The sequence below is a fragment of the Limnohabitans sp. G3-2 genome, from assembly GCF_002778275.1.
Classification (GTDB): Bacteria; Pseudomonadota; Gammaproteobacteria; order Burkholderiales; family Burkholderiaceae_C; genus Limnohabitans_A.
This window is the reverse complement of the sequence record NZ_NESG01000001.1, coordinates 434,249-449,154: the sequence shown is the minus strand read 5'-3', so window position 1 is coordinate 449,154 and position 14,906 is coordinate 434,249. Positions and strand designations below refer to the sequence as shown.

Here is a 14,906-nt window from a genome sequence, read left to right as displayed (position 1 = left end):
GCCATCAGCGGTCGAGCACGATGCGCAAAACAGCTTGCGGCGCGGGCGCTTGGCGCTGGGCGGTCAGGCGACCTTGCGGGTGGGCAGACAAGTCCACATGCCACCCCGGCACCGCGGTGGCTTGACCCGCCAGCCAGTCGAACAAGGCGGCGATGGGCAGGTTGGTGCCTGTCAGCCGTTGACTCAAGCTTTGCAAGCTGGTGCTCTCTGTTTTGTCCTGACCTTGTTCCAGTTGGGCCGATTGGGGGGTCCAACTCAGCCGTGCCAAGGTGGTCCCGATGGGGCTGAGCAGCAGCAGTTCCCCTTGGGCTGCCGAGCCTTGCAATTCAAAACTGGTGCTCCAGTTTTGGGGCGGCAGGCTTTGCAATTGGAGGGCCAAACGGCCGGACCAAAATGAGGCCGGGTTGACAGGCGGGGGGCGCTGGGTCGCGCAACCGGCCAGGACCGACAAGAGCCAGAGGCCAGCGCCCAGCCCCGCAAGCCTTTTGACGGGATGCTTGACGGGTCCTTGGCTTGCTTTCATGGCTTGAAGTTGAAGCGCTTGAGTGTTTCGAGCAAAGTGTCGTTGTCGGCTTTGAGCAGCAAACCCTCTCGCCAGAGGGTGCCCGCTTCATTGGGCTGGCCCATGACCCAGAGCACTTCACCCAAATGGGCTGCGATTTCGGCGTCGGGTTTGGCTTTGTAGGCGGCTTTCAAAATGGCCAAGGCCTCGGCTTTTTCACCTCGGCGAAACTTCACCCAACCCAGACTGTCTTGAATGTAGGGGTCTTGTGGTGCCAACTGCACCGCTTTTTCGATCAGTTGCAGTGCTTCATCCAAGCGGATATTGCGGTCTGCCAAGGAATAACCCAAGGCATTGAAGGCATGGGCTTCTTGGGGGGCCAGGGCCATCAACTGGCGCAGCAGGGCCTCCATTTCGTCAAAGCGTTTGAGCTTTTCGCAAACGAGGGACAACTCGGTCAGCAGTTCGGTGTTCTTGGGCTGTTTGTCCAAGGCGGCTTTGACCAAGACATAGGCCGCTGGCGTGTCGCGGTGTTCACGCAGCCACATGGATTGCGCCAGTACTTTTCGAAGCGCTTGCTCGGCGTTGGCGGGTTTGACCTGTGCCAGCACTTGCCGTGCTTCATCCAGACGACCTTGTTGGGCCAGCACATCGGCTTGTCGGCTGGCCAGTTTGATGGGGTCTGCCCCCGCGGGCATTTGGGACAGCCACTGGTTGGCACGGTCCAGTTGCCCCTGCTTTTGCGCGAGTTGCGCCAAGGACATCAAGGCTTCGGCCAGGCCAGCTTGTTGCTCGGGTGCTGGGCTGCTGCCCAGCAAACGCACGTACTGCTCAAAGCGCTTTTCGGCTTCTTGCAGTTGACCATTTTCTTGCAGGACCAATCCGTGGATCAGCCAGCCGTCTGCAAACACGGGGTGTTTGTCATTGAGTTGCAGCAACTGCGCCAAAGCCTCTGGCAGCAGCTGCAGCGAGACCAGGGTGCGGGCGTAAGCCAAGCGCAGTTCGGGTGAAACGGCTGTGCGCATGTGCGCATCGACCATGGGTTTGAGACTGCTGTTGGCGTTGTCCAGCAAGCTCAAGGCCAAGGCCAAGGCCAATGGGCCTGTGGCCTGGGGGTCTGCGGCATGGCCTTGACGGGCTGCCTCGCTGGCCCGGGAAATTTGTCCTGCATCTCGGCGCATGCGGCCAACGGTGGTCCAGGCTGCGGCCACTGTGGCCTTTTGGGTGAAGGCTTTGGCCATGGCTTTTTCCACCGCATCGGCCGCAAGGGCTTTGTCTTTCACCAGACCAAAGATGCGCGGGGCGGAGGCGATCGCACCGGCTTGTTCATCCAAGGGCAATTCGTTGATGGACACCGCCAGGGCTTTGCCCGCTTCTTCGATGCGGTTGAGCGCCAGCAGTATCTGGAGAACGTAACGATTGGCTTCTGTGGCGGATGGAATTTCCCTTTTCCAGGTTTGCGCCGCTTGCAAAGCGGCTTCACCGGAGCGGGCTTGCAAGGCCATGTCCACCGAACGCTGGAACAAAGCAGGGTCCCGGGTCTTGCGGGCTGCATCGAGCATGAGGGAAAAACCACTGCCGGCTGCGCCTTGTCGGGTGTTCAGTTCGCCCAGCAAAATTTGGTAAAAAAGAGCCGCGTCCAGTGCCGATGGTTGGGGCTTGGGCTCTGCTTGGGGCGCGGATGACTGTGCCCAAGCACCGACGGCAAGCGAGGACAAAACGGCAAGTCGTAACCAGAATTTCATGCTGGACATCATAATCCAGCCACTTTTTAAACAAGCACGGCCAAGCCCAATGGCCGCCCTGACCGCCAGGCCCTTGCATGCCCGAACTCCCAGAAGTTGAAGTCACCCGTCGCAGTTTTGTGGATCGAATTGCTTCGGCCCACATCTTGGCCATGCATTTGGGCAAACCTCTGCGCTGGCCCCTGGGCGTGGCTGCTGCCAGTTTGGTGGGGCGGCAAATCTGGGGCGTTCGGCGGCGGGGCAAATACCTGCTGCTGGACTTGGACCAAGGCTTGCTGCTGGTGCACTTGGGCATGTCGGGAAGTCTGAACTTTGCACCCCAGCAAGCCGAAGCCGGCCCGCATGACCACATGGATTTGGTGACCGACCGGGGCGTGCTGCGCCTGCACGATCCGCGGCGATTTGGCGCGGTGGTTTGGGCGCCGTCCGAAGCTTCACCGCAAGCGCAAAAGCTGCTGGGGCGTTTGGGTGTTGAGCCTTTGAGTGCCCAATTTGATGTCACGGCGTTTGCCCTGGCCCTCAAAAAACGCCAGTCGGCCATCAAGCAAGTTTTGCTGGCGGGCGATGAGGTGGTGGGGGTGGGCAATATTTATGCCTCCGAAGCCTTGTTCATGGCGGGCATCCGCCCCACCACCCAAGCCGCGCGTTTGTCCAAACCCCGTGTGGCCCGGCTGCATGCCGCCATCGTGCAGGTGCTGACCCGTGCGGTGGAGCAGGGCGGCAGTTCGCTCAAGGATTTCGTGAACGCCGAAGGGCGTACCGGGTATTTCCAGCTGGAGGCGGCGGTTTACGGCCGCGCTGGTGAGCCTTGCCGGGTGTGCGCCACACCCATCAAGTCCATGCTGCAAGGCCAGCGCACCACCTTTTACTGCCCCACATGCCAGAAACCGTGATGACTTTGCCCGAAGGGTTTGCCCGCCGCATGGTGGACTGGCAGCGCCTGCATGGGCGCCAAAGCCTGCCTTGGCAAAACACCCAGGATCCGTACCGCGTTTGGTTGTCCGAGATCATGCTGCAGCAAACGCAGGTGAGCACGGTGCTGGACTACTTCCCCAGGTTTCTGGGCCGATTCCCGGATGTGGCGGCTTTGGCCGCTGCACCGCAAGACGATGTGCTGGCCTTGTGGAGTGGTCTGGGCTACTACAGCCGCGCCCGCAATCTGCACAAGTGCGCCCAGGAGGTGATGGGGCGTTTTGGCGGGGCCTTTCCGCGCCGCGCGCAAGACCTGCAAACCCTGCCGGGCATTGGACGATCCACGGCTGCGGCGATCGCGGCCTTTTGCTTTGCTGAGCGTGTCGCCATTCTGGATGGCAATGTCAAGCGCGTGCTCACCCGCATACTGGGCTATGGCGCGGACTTGGCGGTGGCCAAAAACGAAAAAGCCCTGTGGGCGCTGGCGCAAGACCTCCTGCCAGAGCCAGCGGCCGACATGCCGCGCTATACCCAGGCCCTGATGGACTTGGGTGCCACCGTGTGTTTGCCGCGCAAAGCGCAGTGCGAGGCTTGCCCGGTCAGCACGGTGTGCCAGGCAAAGGCGCAGGGCGAGCCACTGGCCTACCCTGTCAAAACCCGCAAGCTCAAACGCAGCAGCGCCACGCTGTGGCTGTTGTGGGCAGTGAACGCCAAGGGGCAGGTGTGGCTGCAAAAAAGACCGGACAGCGGCATCTGGGCGGGTTTGTTCAGCTTGCCCGTGTTTGATTCGGAAGCCGATGTTCTGGCCGCCTGGGCCACTGGGCAGGCGCCTCAATTCATCACGCCCTGGAAGCATGTGTTGACACACCGCGATTTGCACTTGCACCCGGTGCGCATGCGAGGGGCAGGGCGGCCAGCGCCGGCTTGTGAGGGACAGTGGGTGGACGCCGATGCCTGGCCCGGCATGGGATTGCCCGCGCCCATTCGGGCCTTGTTGGCATCCTGAACCGGGCAGGCCGGCGCCCTTGCTGCAGCCTGGAGGGGCAGCTTCAGAGCGCGTCCAGCTCCCTGTGCCGCTTGAGGGTGAGCCAACGGGTTCCAAAGCTTTGCGCCAGTTGCTCCACCATGAACACGGAGCGGTGTTGGCCCCCGGTGCAGCCGATGGCCACGGTCACGTAGCTGCGGTGATCGCGTTCGATGGCGGGAATCCAATGCTTCAAAAAACCTTCGATTTGCAGTTGCATCTGCACGAATTCCTCCGACTGCCGAAGGTAGGTTTGCACCGGCTCGTCTCTGCCCGTCAGGGGGCGCAAAGCGCTTTCGTAGTGCGGATTGGGCAGCATGCGCACGTCAAACACATAGTCGGCATCGGTGGGGATGCCGCGCTTGAAGCCAAAAGATTCAAACACCAAGGTCAGTTGCGCAGCAGGCGCGCTGACCAAAGTCTTGATGTAGGTTTGCAGCTGAGCCGAGCGCAGCAAACTGGTGTCGATGACGTGGGCGCGGTCGCGCAAATCTGCGAGCAATTCACGCTCGAAACCGATGGTCTCCATCAAGGCTTTGTCGCTTTGCGGCTTATCGCCCCCCGATAAAGGGTGTTTGCGGCGTGATTCTGAATAACGTCTTTGCAGGGTGTCGGAGTTCGCATCCAGAAACACCGACTTCACGGTCATGCCCATGTCGCGCAGCAAATTCATTTGCTCAGGCATGAGGTGCAGCGAGTTGGCGCTGCGCACATCGATGGCAATGGCCAAGCGTTGTTCTTGCTGCTGTTCTTCGAGTTTGACAAAGGGGATCAGCAACTCCGGCGGCAGGTTGTCCACGCAGTAATAGCCCGCGTCTTCCAGCGCATGCAGTGCCACCGATTTGCCAGAGCCGGACATGCCGGTGATGAGGATGATGTCCATGTTCAGCTTTGGATGGCTTGGCGGCCACTCGGTTGGGAAGGGGTGCCCAGCATTTCACGGGCATGGGCCAAGGTGGTGGCGGATAACTTTTCGCCGCCCAGCATGCGGGCGATTTCGCTCACGCGCTCTTCACCGCTCACGCCTCGGACCTGGCTGCTGACCTGGCCTTGGACGGCCGCCTTGCTCACAAGCAGGTGGTGGTCGGCGCAGGCAGCCACCTGGGGCAGATGGGTCACCGCCAGCACCTGGCGGTGTTGCCCCAGCTGTTTCATGAGGCGCCCCACGGTTTCAGCCACGGCCCCGCCCACACCCGAGTCCACCTCGTCAAAGATCAGGGTGCCGGCTTCACCCAGCTCGCTGGTGGTCACGGCAATCGCCAGCGCAATGCGCGAGAGCTCTCCCCCTGAGGCTACTTTGCCCACGGGGCGTGGGGTGCTGCCCTCGTGGCCGGCCACCAGAAAACTGACTTCCTCCAGGCCGTGTTGTGCGGGTGCGTCCAGGGTTTGCAGTTGAACCTCAAAGCGCCCCCCTTGCATGCCCAGTTGTTGCATGGCGCTGCTGACGGCTTGGGCCAGCGGTTTGGCGGCTTTTTGGCGCTCTCGGGAGACGGCTTTGGCCGCGAGACTGCAGGCTGTTTGGGCCTCATTTGCCGCTTTTTGCAAGGCGTCCAAATCGGCTGCAGCGTCGAGCTGTGCCAGCTCTTTGCGCCAGGCCTGCAAGGCCAGTGGCAGTTCGTCGGGTGTTTTTTTGTAGCGCCTGGCGAGCGATAGCCACAGACCCATGCGCTCGTCCAGCTGGGCCAGCTGGGCCGGGTCCAGGTCGGTTTTGCGCAAATAGCTGTGCAGGCTGTGGGCCACGTCCTCCGCTTGGGCTTGCGCCGAAGTGAGCACGTCGGCCAGGGCCATGAACTCCGGCTCAAATTGGCCGAGCGACTGAAGGGCCTGGATGGCGCGGGACAGCTGGCGCAGCGCACCGCCACCGCTGTCGCTCTCACTTCCTTCCAGGCAAAGTGTCCCTTCGTTGGCCCCATCGATCAGGGCCTGCGCATTGGCCAAGCGGCTGTGCTGCGTGCTCAACTCTTGCCATTCGTCCACTTGGGGATGGAGTTTTTCCAGCTCGCCAATTTGCCAGGCCAGCCGTTCGCGTTCGTTGGCCAGCGTGCTTTGAGAGCGTTGCGCATCGGCTAGGTTTTGCTGCGCTTGTCGCCAGGTTTGCCAAGAGGCTTTGAGGGGGCGGATGTCGATGCCCGCATAAGCGTCGAGCAGTCCGCGCACCGCGTCAGGCCGCGTCAGACTTTGCCAAGCGTGCTGACCGTGAATGTCCAAGAGCTGTTCACCCAGTTCGCGCAGCTGTGTGGCGGTCGCGGGGCTGCCGTTGATCCAGGCACGGCTTTTTCCGCCGGTGTCCACCGTGCGGCGCAACAGCAAAGAAGCGTTGGTGTCGAAACCGGCTTCTTCGAGCCAGGCCCCAATGGTGGGCGTGGGCTCGAACTCGGCGCAGACTTCGCAGCGGCTGGCGCTTTCTCGCACCACGCCCGATTCGGCGCGTGCCCCCAAAGCCAATTGCAAAGCATCGATCAAAATGGATTTGCCGGCACCTGTTTCGCCCGTCAAGACACTGAAGCCTGGGGTCAGGTCCAGCTCGAGGGTTTGCACGATCACAAAGTCGCGCAGGGTGATGTGCGTCAAAGCCATGGCTCAATCGCCCCCATTCCAGTGCATTTTTTTGCGCAAGGTGTCGAAATAATTCCAGCCCGACGGGTGCAAAAACTTGACCGTGTGCTCAGACCGATTGACCACGATCCGGTCGCCCAAAATCAGGTCGGCCAAGGATTGCATGTCAAAGTTGGCGCTGACATAACGGCCCGCCACAATTTCGATGCTGATTTCTGACGATTCGGGCAGCACGATGGGCCGGTTCGACAAGGTGTGGGGCGCGATGGGGGCCATGACCCAGCCGCCAATGGCCGGGTGCATCAGTGGGCCTCCCACCGAGAGCGAATAGGCGGTGGAGCCTGTGGGTGTCGCAATGATCAAGCCGTCGGCTCTTTGGTTCGACACAAAGCGGCCATCGACTTCGACCCGCAGCTCCACCATGCCCGAGGTGCCGCCACGGTTGACCACCACGTCGTTCATGGCCAGTGCGTTGAACACGCTGCGTTGGTCCCGCATGACGTGGGCTTGCAGCAAACTGCGGTCTTCTGTTTGGTAGTGGCCCTGCAGCATGGGCAACAACACATCTTGGTAACTTTGCAGCGGGATGTCGGTGATGAAGCCCAACCGACCTTGGTTGATGCCCATGAGTGGCAAATTGAAACGGGCCATCTGGCGGCCAATGCCCAGCATGGTGCCGTCGCCGCCAATCACCAAACCCAGATCGCATTGCTGGCCAATGTCTTCCATGTCCAGCATGGGGTACTGGCTCAAACCCGTGTGCATGGCGGTTTCCCGGTCCAGCACCACGTCGCAGCCTTTTCGCGTCAAGAACTGGGCCACATCGTCCAGCGCGCGGCGAGAGCTGTCCAACGCACCACCATGCGCGGTGGTGTGGTACTTGCCAAAGAGTGCAACGTGACGGAACTTTGATCTCATCGGTAAATTACATCATTAAAATGACCGCATGCTAGATGATCGTGCCAAGTTATTGCTCAAAGCGCTGGTGGAACGCTATATCGCGGATGGCCAGCCTGTGGGCTCTCGCACGCTCTCTAAGGCCTCCGGTCTGGATTTGTCACCCGCCACCATCCGCAATGTGATGTCGGACCTGGAAGATCTGGGCCTGATCGCGAGCCCCCACACCTCGGCCGGCCGCATACCGACCAGCCGGGGCTACCGCTTGTTTGTGGACACCATGCTCACGGTGCAGCGCGATGGACTGGAAACCCCCGCCCTCATTCCTGACCAGCCGCAAAAGGTGATCGCCAGCGCGGCCAACTTGCTCTCCAACCTGTCCCATTTTGTGGGCGTGGTCATGACGCCGCGCCGGCCCTCGGTTTTTCGGCACATCGAATTCTTGCGTTTGTCGGAGCGGCGTTTGCTGGTCATCATCGTCTCGCCCGAGGGAGATGTGCAAAACCGCATCCTGTTCACCGAGACCGATTACTCGCAAAGCCAGCTGATTGAAACGTCCAATTTCTTGAACACCCATTACGCCGGCATGGCCATCGAGCAGGTACGCAGCCGGGTGCAACAAGAACTGGTCAGCCTGCAAAGCGAAATCGCCACCCTCATGCAGGCGGCTGTGCAGGTCAGCACCGAGGCGCTGGCCGAAGACCAAAACGAGGTGGTGATTGCGGGTGAGCGCAACCTCCTGTCGGTGAGCGATTTCTCCAGTGACATGGGCCATTTGCGCCGGGCGTTTGACCTGTTTGAACAAAAAACCCAACTCATGCGCTTGCTCGATGTGTCCAGCCAAGCCGAAGGCGTGCGCATCTACATTGGCGGAGAGAGCCAAATGGTGCCCATGCAGGAGCTGTCCGTCGTCAGCTCTCCCTATGAGGTGGATGGCCAAATTGTGGGCACCCTGGGTGTGATCGGCCCGACCCGCATGCCCTACGACCGGATGATCCAAATCGTCAACATCACCTCCCGCTTGGTCAGCAACGCCCTGAGCCAGTCCAAATAAGCGCTGGCTGGGCCACTACAATCAAACCTTCGGTTGGGGCGTTAGCTCAGTTGGTTAGAGCAGAGGACTCATGAAAATTGTGCACCGAGGTAGGAAACTCCTCGTGTGAATGGCGTCAAATTCGGTGAAAGCTAAGTGCAGTCATGCATACGCCAATGCCGAGCCAAGCTCAGTGAGAAATCACTTTGAAGGTGTAGAGACTAGACGGCGCCCGTCTAAGTGCAGTGATGCATAAGATGAAGGCATAGTCCAGGGAGTAGTGAAAGCTACACAAACCAGAATCCTTTGGTCGACAGTTCAAGTCTGTCACGCCCTACCACTTGTAAGAAGCCACCTTTCGAGGTGGCTTTTTCTTTGATGTGGGAGCATAATTCTTCTAGAATTTAAAACGCATTAAAGGAAAAATTTATGTTCAAGTTGTCGATAATTTTGTTGGCTGCACTCTCAGCATCGTTCGCAGTCCATGCTCAAGTAGGCGGTACACGCTATGGCAACACAACTCAGTACAACAATGGTGTGACGGCTAATCAGTACGGTAACACGACGCAATATTCCAACGGTGTGACTGCTAATCGATACGGCAACACCACCCAGTTCTCCAATGGTGTGACTGCTAACCAATACGGCAATACGACGCAGTACTCCAATGGCGTGACCGCAACCCAGTATGGCAACACCACACAATATTCCAACGGCAAAACTTGTACCCAGTACGGTAATACAACTCAATGTAACTAATCATTGAGAGCCATTTCAGTGCAGAAAGCGACTGTTCTAACGGCAGTCGCTTTTTCTTTATCTGAAGGTTGCACACTTACTCAGTTGACAGTGCATAGGGCTGGCAATTCATTCATCGGATGCCCGCAAAAGTCGAGTCCACGGGCACTACCCCTAATCCCTAGACACTTTTCACAGCGCAGTTTGCCGCATGTGTTCCTTAGCGGCTGCAGCCATGTGTGCTTTGCGCTGACAGAAATCCAATGCCCATCAGCCCGTGCAGTTGTAGCCATGGTTGAGCCTATTTGCTTGCTGCTGCGAAAGCGGTGGCGGCAATCTTGACCATGCTCGGATGCAGTGTCCCCAGCTTTGGGAGCTGGCCATGCGGTGCATGGGGAGGAACCGAGAAATAGGCGTCGTTGAACGGAAGCTCAAGCACGTTTCTCAAGTCGAACTTGGTGTCATAACTCAGTCCGGCGCTGTTATACGCGGCTGGATGCTCACTTTTGGCGATGCGAAACTCTCCGCTGTACAGACGGTCCGTCTTTTGGCTGGTGCCGTATGCCACGCTCACGAAGGTCATGCCCTCGTCGTCTTCTTTGGTCGAAACAATCAGGCCTGGCCGTGGTTTGGGCTTGGGGTGAATATTGTCAGGAAAGTGGCACCAGACGATTTCGCCAGCTGTAGGTTCTGGCCACCACCGCATCAGGCGCTTTCCAGTTCAAAAAGACTGCTGCGAACAGTGCCGCCCTTGGCTTTGGGTGCTGATTTTTTGACCTGACTGAGCTGGGCCTTGGTCAGAGCGCCCTCATCAGCCTCGTATTGAGGCAGAAATTTTGTGGCCAGCTCATGCAGGGCCAAGTGAATGACCTGCGTTTCATCAACGCCCAGAACCTCAGCCAGGCGCTTGGCTGTTGTACGAGTCACGCCTGTTGCGCTGTCCTGCGAACGGTAGCGAAAGGCGATCTGAGCTGTTGCAGCTGTCATGGCTAGCCCCTTTGTGTGAATAGATATCTTAAAGATATCAAATGCGGCCCAGGCTGTCAACCAGAGGGGAAACCGGTGCTCGGAAAGATGAAGGAACTGGAGATATCGCCAAAGTTCCTGAATCAGTTCTTTGACCGTTCCCCATTGATTTACTGAAATGGCAGCGTTGTCCCAAGCTCTTCGAAAGGAGTGACCAATGCTGCGAGCAACACCAGCACCCGAGGCGCCTTCATCCAGAGCGCCGCTTCCCCTGAATCCACCATGCCCAAGCAGCGGGTGTTGAACACGGCTACCCCTCATCCGGTGGGCTTTGTCGTATTGGGGTTCAAGTGGCCAGATCTTTGGCAGCTGGAATGTCGCCCCAAACTGTGCGGATGCCCCGTGCCTGGCGAATGGCATCGACCGTGGCCAATGCGGTGGCCTCGGCAGCCATGACAGTGAGCAGCATCAAATCCACCGGGCTGGACTCGGTGCCTGTGGCCAAGGCAAACAGGGTGTCACCGTCCAGCGGGGTGTGGGCCGGGCGGATGCTGCGGGCCAGGCCGTCGTGCGCACTCATGGCCAGGCGTTTGGCTTGGGCTTTGGTGAGGGTGGCGTTGGTGGCGACCACGCCAATGGTGGTGTTGGTGCCAGGCAGGGGACGACTGCCGCGCTCGCCCGCCAGCAATGCACGTTGGGTGTCCAGCAGTTGCAAGCCATCGGCCGTGCGGGCGCCCGCCAGCAGCTGGCCTGTTGCCGGGTCAAGCACATCGCCCACGGCGTTGCAGGCGACCAAGGCGCCCACCACCCAGGGACCCACGCGAACGCTGGCATGGCCGATGCCGCCTTTCATGCAGCGATCGAGGTCGAACAGTTTGCCCACACAGGCACCGGCACCTGCGCCCACATTGCCTGCGGCGGGTCGGGCCGTGGTGGCCGCTTGGCAGGCGGCGTAGCCAGCATCTGCACCGGGCCGGGCTTGGGGGTCATCGCCCGTTCGCACCACGGGCAAGTCAAACAAGACGGCCGCAGGCACGATGGGCACGCGGCCGTAACCGGTTTCAAAGCCGATGCCTTGCTCATCGAGCCAGCGCACCACGCCCGTGGCTGCGTCGAGACCAAAGGCGCTGCCGCCGCTCAGCACCACGGCATGGACTTTGTCCACCAGGTTGCTGGGGTCCAGCAAATCGGTCTCACGGGTGCCCGGGGCGGCCCCGCGAACGTCCACTGCGCCCACGGCCCCAGGGGGGCTCAGCACCACTGAGCAACCGCTCAGGCGCTCCTTCAGCGTGAAGTGGCCCACCAGAAGACCCGGGACGTCGACCATGGATCCTGTGATCATTGAGCTCGGCATGTTATTGATTCCTCCCGTTGAGATGACGCTTGTGGTGAGACTTGAGAATAACGCTTGCACAAGGCCTGTACCAGGGACACTTTGCCCAGCCATTTAATTGAGGTGCGGGCCGGGATGCCCTCAAAAGCTTGCTATAATTGCGTGCATGATGCGGCTGTAGCTCAGCTGGATAGAGTACTTGGCTACGAACCAAGGGGTCGTGGGTTCGATTCCTGCCAGCCGCACCAAAAATTAGAAAGCCCACAACGAAAGTTGTGGGCTTTTTTCTTTTTTTCTAGCGGTCCACAGCCTGCCATGAGCAAAGCTTTCACTAAAGAGTCCGACGGCGACGAAGACGAAGCACTGGGTTTGCCGGCCTTGCCCGTGGGTGCGCGCAACTACATGACGCCTGGGGGTTACGCCCGCCTGAGGGCCGAGCTGTTCACCTTGATGGATGACGAGCGGCCCAAAGTGGTGGAGGTTGTGCATTGGGCCGCCAGCAACGGTGACCGCTCAGAAAACGGGGATTATTTGTATGGCAAGAAACGCTTGCGTGAGATCGATCGGCGCATCCGTTTTTTAACCAAGCGGCTCGAGGTGGCAGAGGTGGTCGATCCCACGGTTCACCATGGCAGTGAGCAGGTTTATTTTGGCGCCACGGTCACGTATGCCGAGGCTTCTGGCACAGAACGCACGGTGACCATTTTGGGGATTGACGAGGCCGACAGCTTGCAAGGGCAGGTCACCTGGGTATCGCCCATCGCCCGCACCTTGCTCAAGTCGCGCGAAGGCGATGAACTCAAACTGGTGACCCCGTCGGGTGTGGTGCTGATCGAGGTCTTGAGCGTCAGTTATCCCGCCCCGGCTTGAGGGCCCCACTTCCTCAGACGCTGGTGATGCCTTTGTTGGTTTGGCGCTCAGCTTTGATCACCGAAGGGGTGCGCTTGAGGTGGCGCATCACTTGCTCCAGGTGGGTCGTGTCCCTGACCGCGACCACAAATTTCAACTCTGCGGTGTCTTGCGGCGTTTCATGGCCCATGTCCACGTGAACGATGTCGGTCTCCGCGCTGGCCAATGCACCGGCCACTCTGGCCAATACGCCTTGGCCGTTGACCACGGTGACGTTGATGCCGGTTTCAAAACTGCGGGTCATCTCGTCCGACCACTCCACACCAATGAAGCGCTCGCTGTCTTTGTGTTCCAGTTTGCGCGCGGTGGCGCAGTCCCGTGTGTGAACGGCCAGGCCTTCGCCACGGCCCAAATAACCCACGATGTCATCGCCAGGCAAGGGCCTGCAGCAACGGGCGTAGACCACCGATGCGTTTTCGCTGCCATCGAGGGTGATCGCGCCCTGGGAAATGGATTCGTGCGCGGTAAAGCGCTCGCGTGTCATCAGCAGCGCGTCGGGCTTTTGGCCGTTTTCAGACAACAAAGCCGCTAAGCGTTTCGCCACGATGGTGGCGATGCGTTTGCCCAGACCAATGTCCATGAGCAAGTCGGGCAGATTGCGGTTGCCGGTAAATCGGAACAACTTTTCCCACAAGGCTTGATGGGCCTCGTTGTCTTCGGGCAATTTCTCAATGCCTTCAGCCCGCAGGGATTGGCTCAGGAGTTTCTCGCCCAGTTCCACCGATTCTGTTTGGGCCATGGTTTTGAGGTGGTGGCGAATTTTGGAGCGCGCGCGCCCTGTGCGCACAAACCCGAGCCAAGCGGGGTTGGGGGCAGACACGGGCGCGGTGATCACTTCGATCACATCGCCATTTTTCAATTCTGTCCTGAGCGGGACCTGTTCACCATTGATGCGTGCGGCCATGGCGTGGTCGCCCACGCGGCTGTGGATGGCGTAGGCGAAGTCCACCACCGTGGCGCCCCGTGGCAAGGCCATGATTTGGCTCTTGGGTGTGAAGACATAGACCGCGTCGGGGAACAAATCGACTTTGACATGGTCCCAAAATTCGGCTGCATCGCGCGTTTCGGTTTGGATGTCGAGCAGTGACTGCAACCACTGTGTGCCCAAACGTGCCGATTGGGCGCTGGCCGCTTCGTGTTCTTTGTACAGCCAGTGCGCCGCTACGCCCGACTCGGCCACCAGGTGCATGGCCTCGGTGCGCATCTGGAACTCCACGTTCACACCCGAGGGTCCGACGAGCGTGGTGTGCAGCGATTGGTAACCGTTGACTTTGGCAATCGCGATGTGGTCCTTGAACTTGCCCGGTACGGGTTTGTAAATCTGGTGCAACCAGCCCAAGGCGGTGTAGCAGTCGACCACCGAAGGCACGATGACCCGAAAACCGTAAATGTCGGTGACCTGCGCAAAACTCAGGTGTTTGTCGTCCATCTTTTTGTAAATGGAGTACAGCGTTTTTTCGCGACCACTGATGCGCACCTGCATCTTGGCTTGCGCAAAAACGGCTTCGACGTCCGCTTTGACTTTCTGGATCAGGTCCCGTCGGCGGTTGCGCGCGCGGGAGACGGCTTTGGTCAAGACCGCATAGCGCCAAGGCAAGAGGTGCTTGAAGGCCAGGTCTTGCAGCTCGCGGTAAATCTGGTTCAGGCCCAAACGGTGGGCAATGGGGGCGTAAATTTCCAGCGTTTCAGATGCGATGCGGCCCCACTTGCTGCGCGGCATGTCGGACATGGTGCGCATGTTGTGGGTGCGATCGGCCAGTTTGATCAGGATGACACGCACATCACGGGCCATGGCCAACAGCATTTTTCGAAACGACTCGGCCTGGTTTTCTTCTCGGGTGTTGAACTCCAACTTGTCCAGCTTGGTCAGGCCATCCACCAGTTCGGCAACGGGGGAGCCAAATCGCTCAATCAACTCGATCTTGGTGATGCCGCAGTCTTCCATGGCGTCGTGCAACAGGGCAGCAGCCAAGGCCTGCGCATCGAGCTTCCATTCGGTGCACAAACCCGCCACCGCGATCGGGTGGGTGATGTAAGGCTCGCCGCTTTTGCGCATTTGGCCCAAGTGGGCTTCGTCGGCAAATTTGTAGGCTTTGCGCACCACCTCGACGTCGGCTTCGTTCAGGTAGCCAATTTGGGCTTCCAACACCGCAAAACTGGCCGCCGCCGCATTGGCCGCCGCGGGGGCCAAGGCCTGGGGTTGGCTGTGACCTGTTTTGGATGACGGTGGCGTGACAGTGCTCATGACATCAATGTAACGCAAGCGGTTGAGGGCTTGATTTTCAGACGAA

The 14,906-nt window shown here is 59.6% G+C and carries 14 protein-coding genes and 1 tRNA gene; 6 read left to right on the top strand and 9 right to left on the bottom strand.

From position 1 onward, the window contains the following. Positions 1–4: 4 nt before the first annotated feature. Together B9Z31_RS02035 and B9Z31_RS02030 are read right to left on the bottom strand one after the other, a co-directional pair. The gene (locus B9Z31_RS02035) at positions 5–523 is read right to left on the bottom strand and encodes a lipoprotein insertase outer membrane protein LolB (protein ID WP_100117874.1); all 519 of its coding nucleotides are present in this window, start codon (positions 521–523) and stop codon (positions 5–7) included. Further along, a complete protein-coding gene (locus B9Z31_RS02030) occupies positions 520–2,247 on the bottom strand; it encodes a lipopolysaccharide assembly protein LapB (protein WP_233200624.1) in 1,728 nt (575 codons plus the stop codon). The genes B9Z31_RS02035 and B9Z31_RS02030 overlap by 4 nt, the downstream gene beginning before the upstream one ends. Positions 2,248–2,324: 77 nt before the next feature. On the opposite strand from B9Z31_RS02030, the gene mutM reads away from it, so the two are divergent. Then, positions 2,325–3,140, top strand: coding sequence for a bifunctional DNA-formamidopyrimidine glycosylase/DNA-(apurinic or apyrimidinic site) lyase (gene mutM, locus B9Z31_RS02025; protein WP_100117872.1), 816 nt, complete (start codon positions 2,325–2,327; stop codon positions 3,138–3,140). After that, positions 3,140–4,165: an A/G-specific adenine glycosylase gene (gene mutY, locus B9Z31_RS02020; protein ID WP_369804614.1), complete on the top strand. Its 1,026-nt coding sequence runs from the start codon at positions 3,140–3,142 to the stop codon at positions 4,163–4,165. The genes mutM and mutY overlap by 1 nt, the downstream gene beginning before the upstream one ends. 43 nt (positions 4,166–4,208) lie before the next feature. Here the strand turns inward: mutY and rapZ are convergent, their stop codons facing one another. Genes rapZ through B9Z31_RS02005 form a run of 3 tightly spaced genes read right to left on the bottom strand, consistent with a single transcriptional unit; the run spans position 4,209 to position 7,657 of the window. After that, on the bottom strand, positions 4,209–5,072 hold the full coding sequence (rapZ, locus tag B9Z31_RS02015) for an RNase adapter RapZ (RefSeq protein ID WP_199174415.1): 864 nt from the start codon (positions 5,070–5,072) through the stop codon (positions 4,209–4,211). After that, positions 5,069–6,760 carry a DNA repair protein RecN gene (recN, locus tag B9Z31_RS02010; protein ID WP_100117869.1) on the bottom strand — a complete coding sequence of 564 codons (1,692 nt, stop codon included), beginning with the start codon at positions 6,758–6,760 and terminating at the stop codon, positions 5,069–5,071. The genes rapZ and recN overlap by 4 nt, the downstream gene beginning before the upstream one ends. A 3-nt stretch (positions 6,761–6,763) precedes the next feature. Then, positions 6,764–7,657, bottom strand: coding sequence for an NAD kinase (locus B9Z31_RS02005; RefSeq protein ID WP_100117868.1), 894 nt, complete (start codon positions 7,655–7,657; stop codon positions 6,764–6,766). 28 nt (positions 7,658–7,685) lie between these two features. Between B9Z31_RS02005 and hrcA the strand changes: the two genes are divergently transcribed. Together hrcA and B9Z31_RS01995 are read left to right on the top strand one after the other, a co-directional pair. Next, positions 7,686–8,690 carry a heat-inducible transcriptional repressor HrcA gene (gene hrcA / locus B9Z31_RS02000; protein WP_100117867.1) on the top strand — a complete coding sequence of 335 codons (1,005 nt, stop codon included), beginning with the start codon at positions 7,686–7,688 and terminating at the stop codon, positions 8,688–8,690. Between the two features lie 408 nt (positions 8,691–9,098). Continuing rightward, the gene (locus B9Z31_RS01995; RefSeq protein WP_199174409.1) at positions 9,099–9,428 is read left to right on the top strand and encodes a hypothetical protein; all 330 of its coding nucleotides are present in this window, start codon (positions 9,099–9,101) and stop codon (positions 9,426–9,428) included. 280 nt (positions 9,429–9,708) lie between these two features. Here the strand turns inward: B9Z31_RS01995 and B9Z31_RS01990 are convergent, their stop codons facing one another. The 3 genes from B9Z31_RS01990 to B9Z31_RS01980 are packed head-to-tail and all read right to left on the bottom strand — an operon-like array spanning position 9,709 to position 11,727. Then, positions 9,709–10,113, bottom strand: coding sequence for a type II toxin-antitoxin system PemK/MazF family toxin (locus tag B9Z31_RS01990; protein WP_100117866.1), 405 nt, complete (start codon positions 10,111–10,113; stop codon positions 9,709–9,711). Next, on the bottom strand, positions 10,113–10,694 hold the full coding sequence (locus B9Z31_RS15590) for a hypothetical protein (protein ID WP_233200622.1): 582 nt from the start codon (positions 10,692–10,694) through the stop codon (positions 10,113–10,115). Before B9Z31_RS15590 ends, B9Z31_RS01990 begins: the two co-directional genes overlap by 1 nt. A gap of 25 nt (positions 10,695–10,719) precedes the next feature. Then, complete coding sequence (locus B9Z31_RS01980; protein WP_100117864.1) at positions 10,720–11,727, bottom strand: P1 family peptidase; 1,008 nt, start codon at positions 11,725–11,727, stop codon at positions 10,720–10,722. Between the two features lie 150 nt (positions 11,728–11,877). On the opposite strand from B9Z31_RS01980, the gene B9Z31_RS01975 reads away from it, so the two are divergent. Then, positions 11,878–11,954 (top strand) — tRNA-Arg (locus tag B9Z31_RS01975). Between the two features lie 67 nt (positions 11,955–12,021). Continuing rightward, entirely contained in the window at positions 12,022–12,576 is a 555-nt protein-coding gene (gene greB / locus B9Z31_RS01970) for a transcription elongation factor GreB (RefSeq protein ID WP_100117863.1), read from the top strand. Between the two features lie 13 nt (positions 12,577–12,589). On the opposite strand, the gene B9Z31_RS01965 is transcribed toward greB, so the two are convergent. After that, a complete protein-coding gene (locus B9Z31_RS01965; protein WP_100117950.1) occupies positions 12,590–14,860 on the bottom strand; it encodes a bifunctional (p)ppGpp synthetase/guanosine-3',5'-bis(diphosphate) 3'-pyrophosphohydrolase in 2,271 nt (756 codons plus the stop codon). Positions 14,861–14,906 lie beyond the last annotated feature (46 nt).

Excerpts from the sequence above, each read along its gene's own strand:
- B9Z31_RS02035 (WP_100117874.1), bottom strand. The coding sequence starts at position 523 with ATGAAAGCAAGCCAAGGACCCGTCAAGCATCCCGTCAAAAGGCTTGCG.
- B9Z31_RS02030 (WP_233200624.1), bottom strand. The coding sequence starts at position 2,247 with ATGAAATTCTGGTTACGACTTGCCGTTTTGTCCTCGCTTGCCGTCGGT.
- mutM (WP_100117872.1), top strand. The coding sequence starts at position 2,325 with ATGCCCGAACTCCCAGAAGTTGAAGTCACCCGTCGCAGTTTTGTGGAT.
- mutY (WP_369804614.1), top strand. The coding sequence starts at position 3,140 with ATGACTTTGCCCGAAGGGTTTGCCCGCCGCATGGTGGACTGGCAGCGC.
- recN (WP_100117869.1), bottom strand. The coding sequence starts at position 6,760 with ATGGCTTTGACGCACATCACCCTGCGCGACTTTGTGATCGTGCAAACC.
- B9Z31_RS02005 (WP_100117868.1), bottom strand. The coding sequence starts at position 7,657 with ATGAGATCAAAGTTCCGTCACGTTGCACTCTTTGGCAAGTACCACACC.
- hrcA (WP_100117867.1), top strand. The coding sequence starts at position 7,686 with ATGCTAGATGATCGTGCCAAGTTATTGCTCAAAGCGCTGGTGGAACGC.
- B9Z31_RS01995 (WP_199174409.1), top strand. The coding sequence starts at position 9,099 with ATGTTCAAGTTGTCGATAATTTTGTTGGCTGCACTCTCAGCATCGTTC.
- B9Z31_RS01990 (WP_100117866.1), bottom strand. The coding sequence starts at position 10,113 with ATGCGGTGGTGGCCAGAACCTACAGCTGGCGAAATCGTCTGGTGCCAC.
- B9Z31_RS15590 (WP_233200622.1), bottom strand. The coding sequence starts at position 10,694 with ATGAGGGGTAGCCGTGTTCAACACCCGCTGCTTGGGCATGGTGGATTC.
- B9Z31_RS01980 (WP_100117864.1), bottom strand. The coding sequence starts at position 11,727 with ATGCCGAGCTCAATGATCACAGGATCCATGGTCGACGTCCCGGGTCTT.
- greB (WP_100117863.1), top strand. The coding sequence starts at position 12,022 with ATGAGCAAAGCTTTCACTAAAGAGTCCGACGGCGACGAAGACGAAGCA.
- B9Z31_RS01965 (WP_100117950.1), bottom strand. The coding sequence starts at position 14,860 with ATGAGCACTGTCACGCCACCGTCATCCAAAACAGGTCACAGCCAACCC.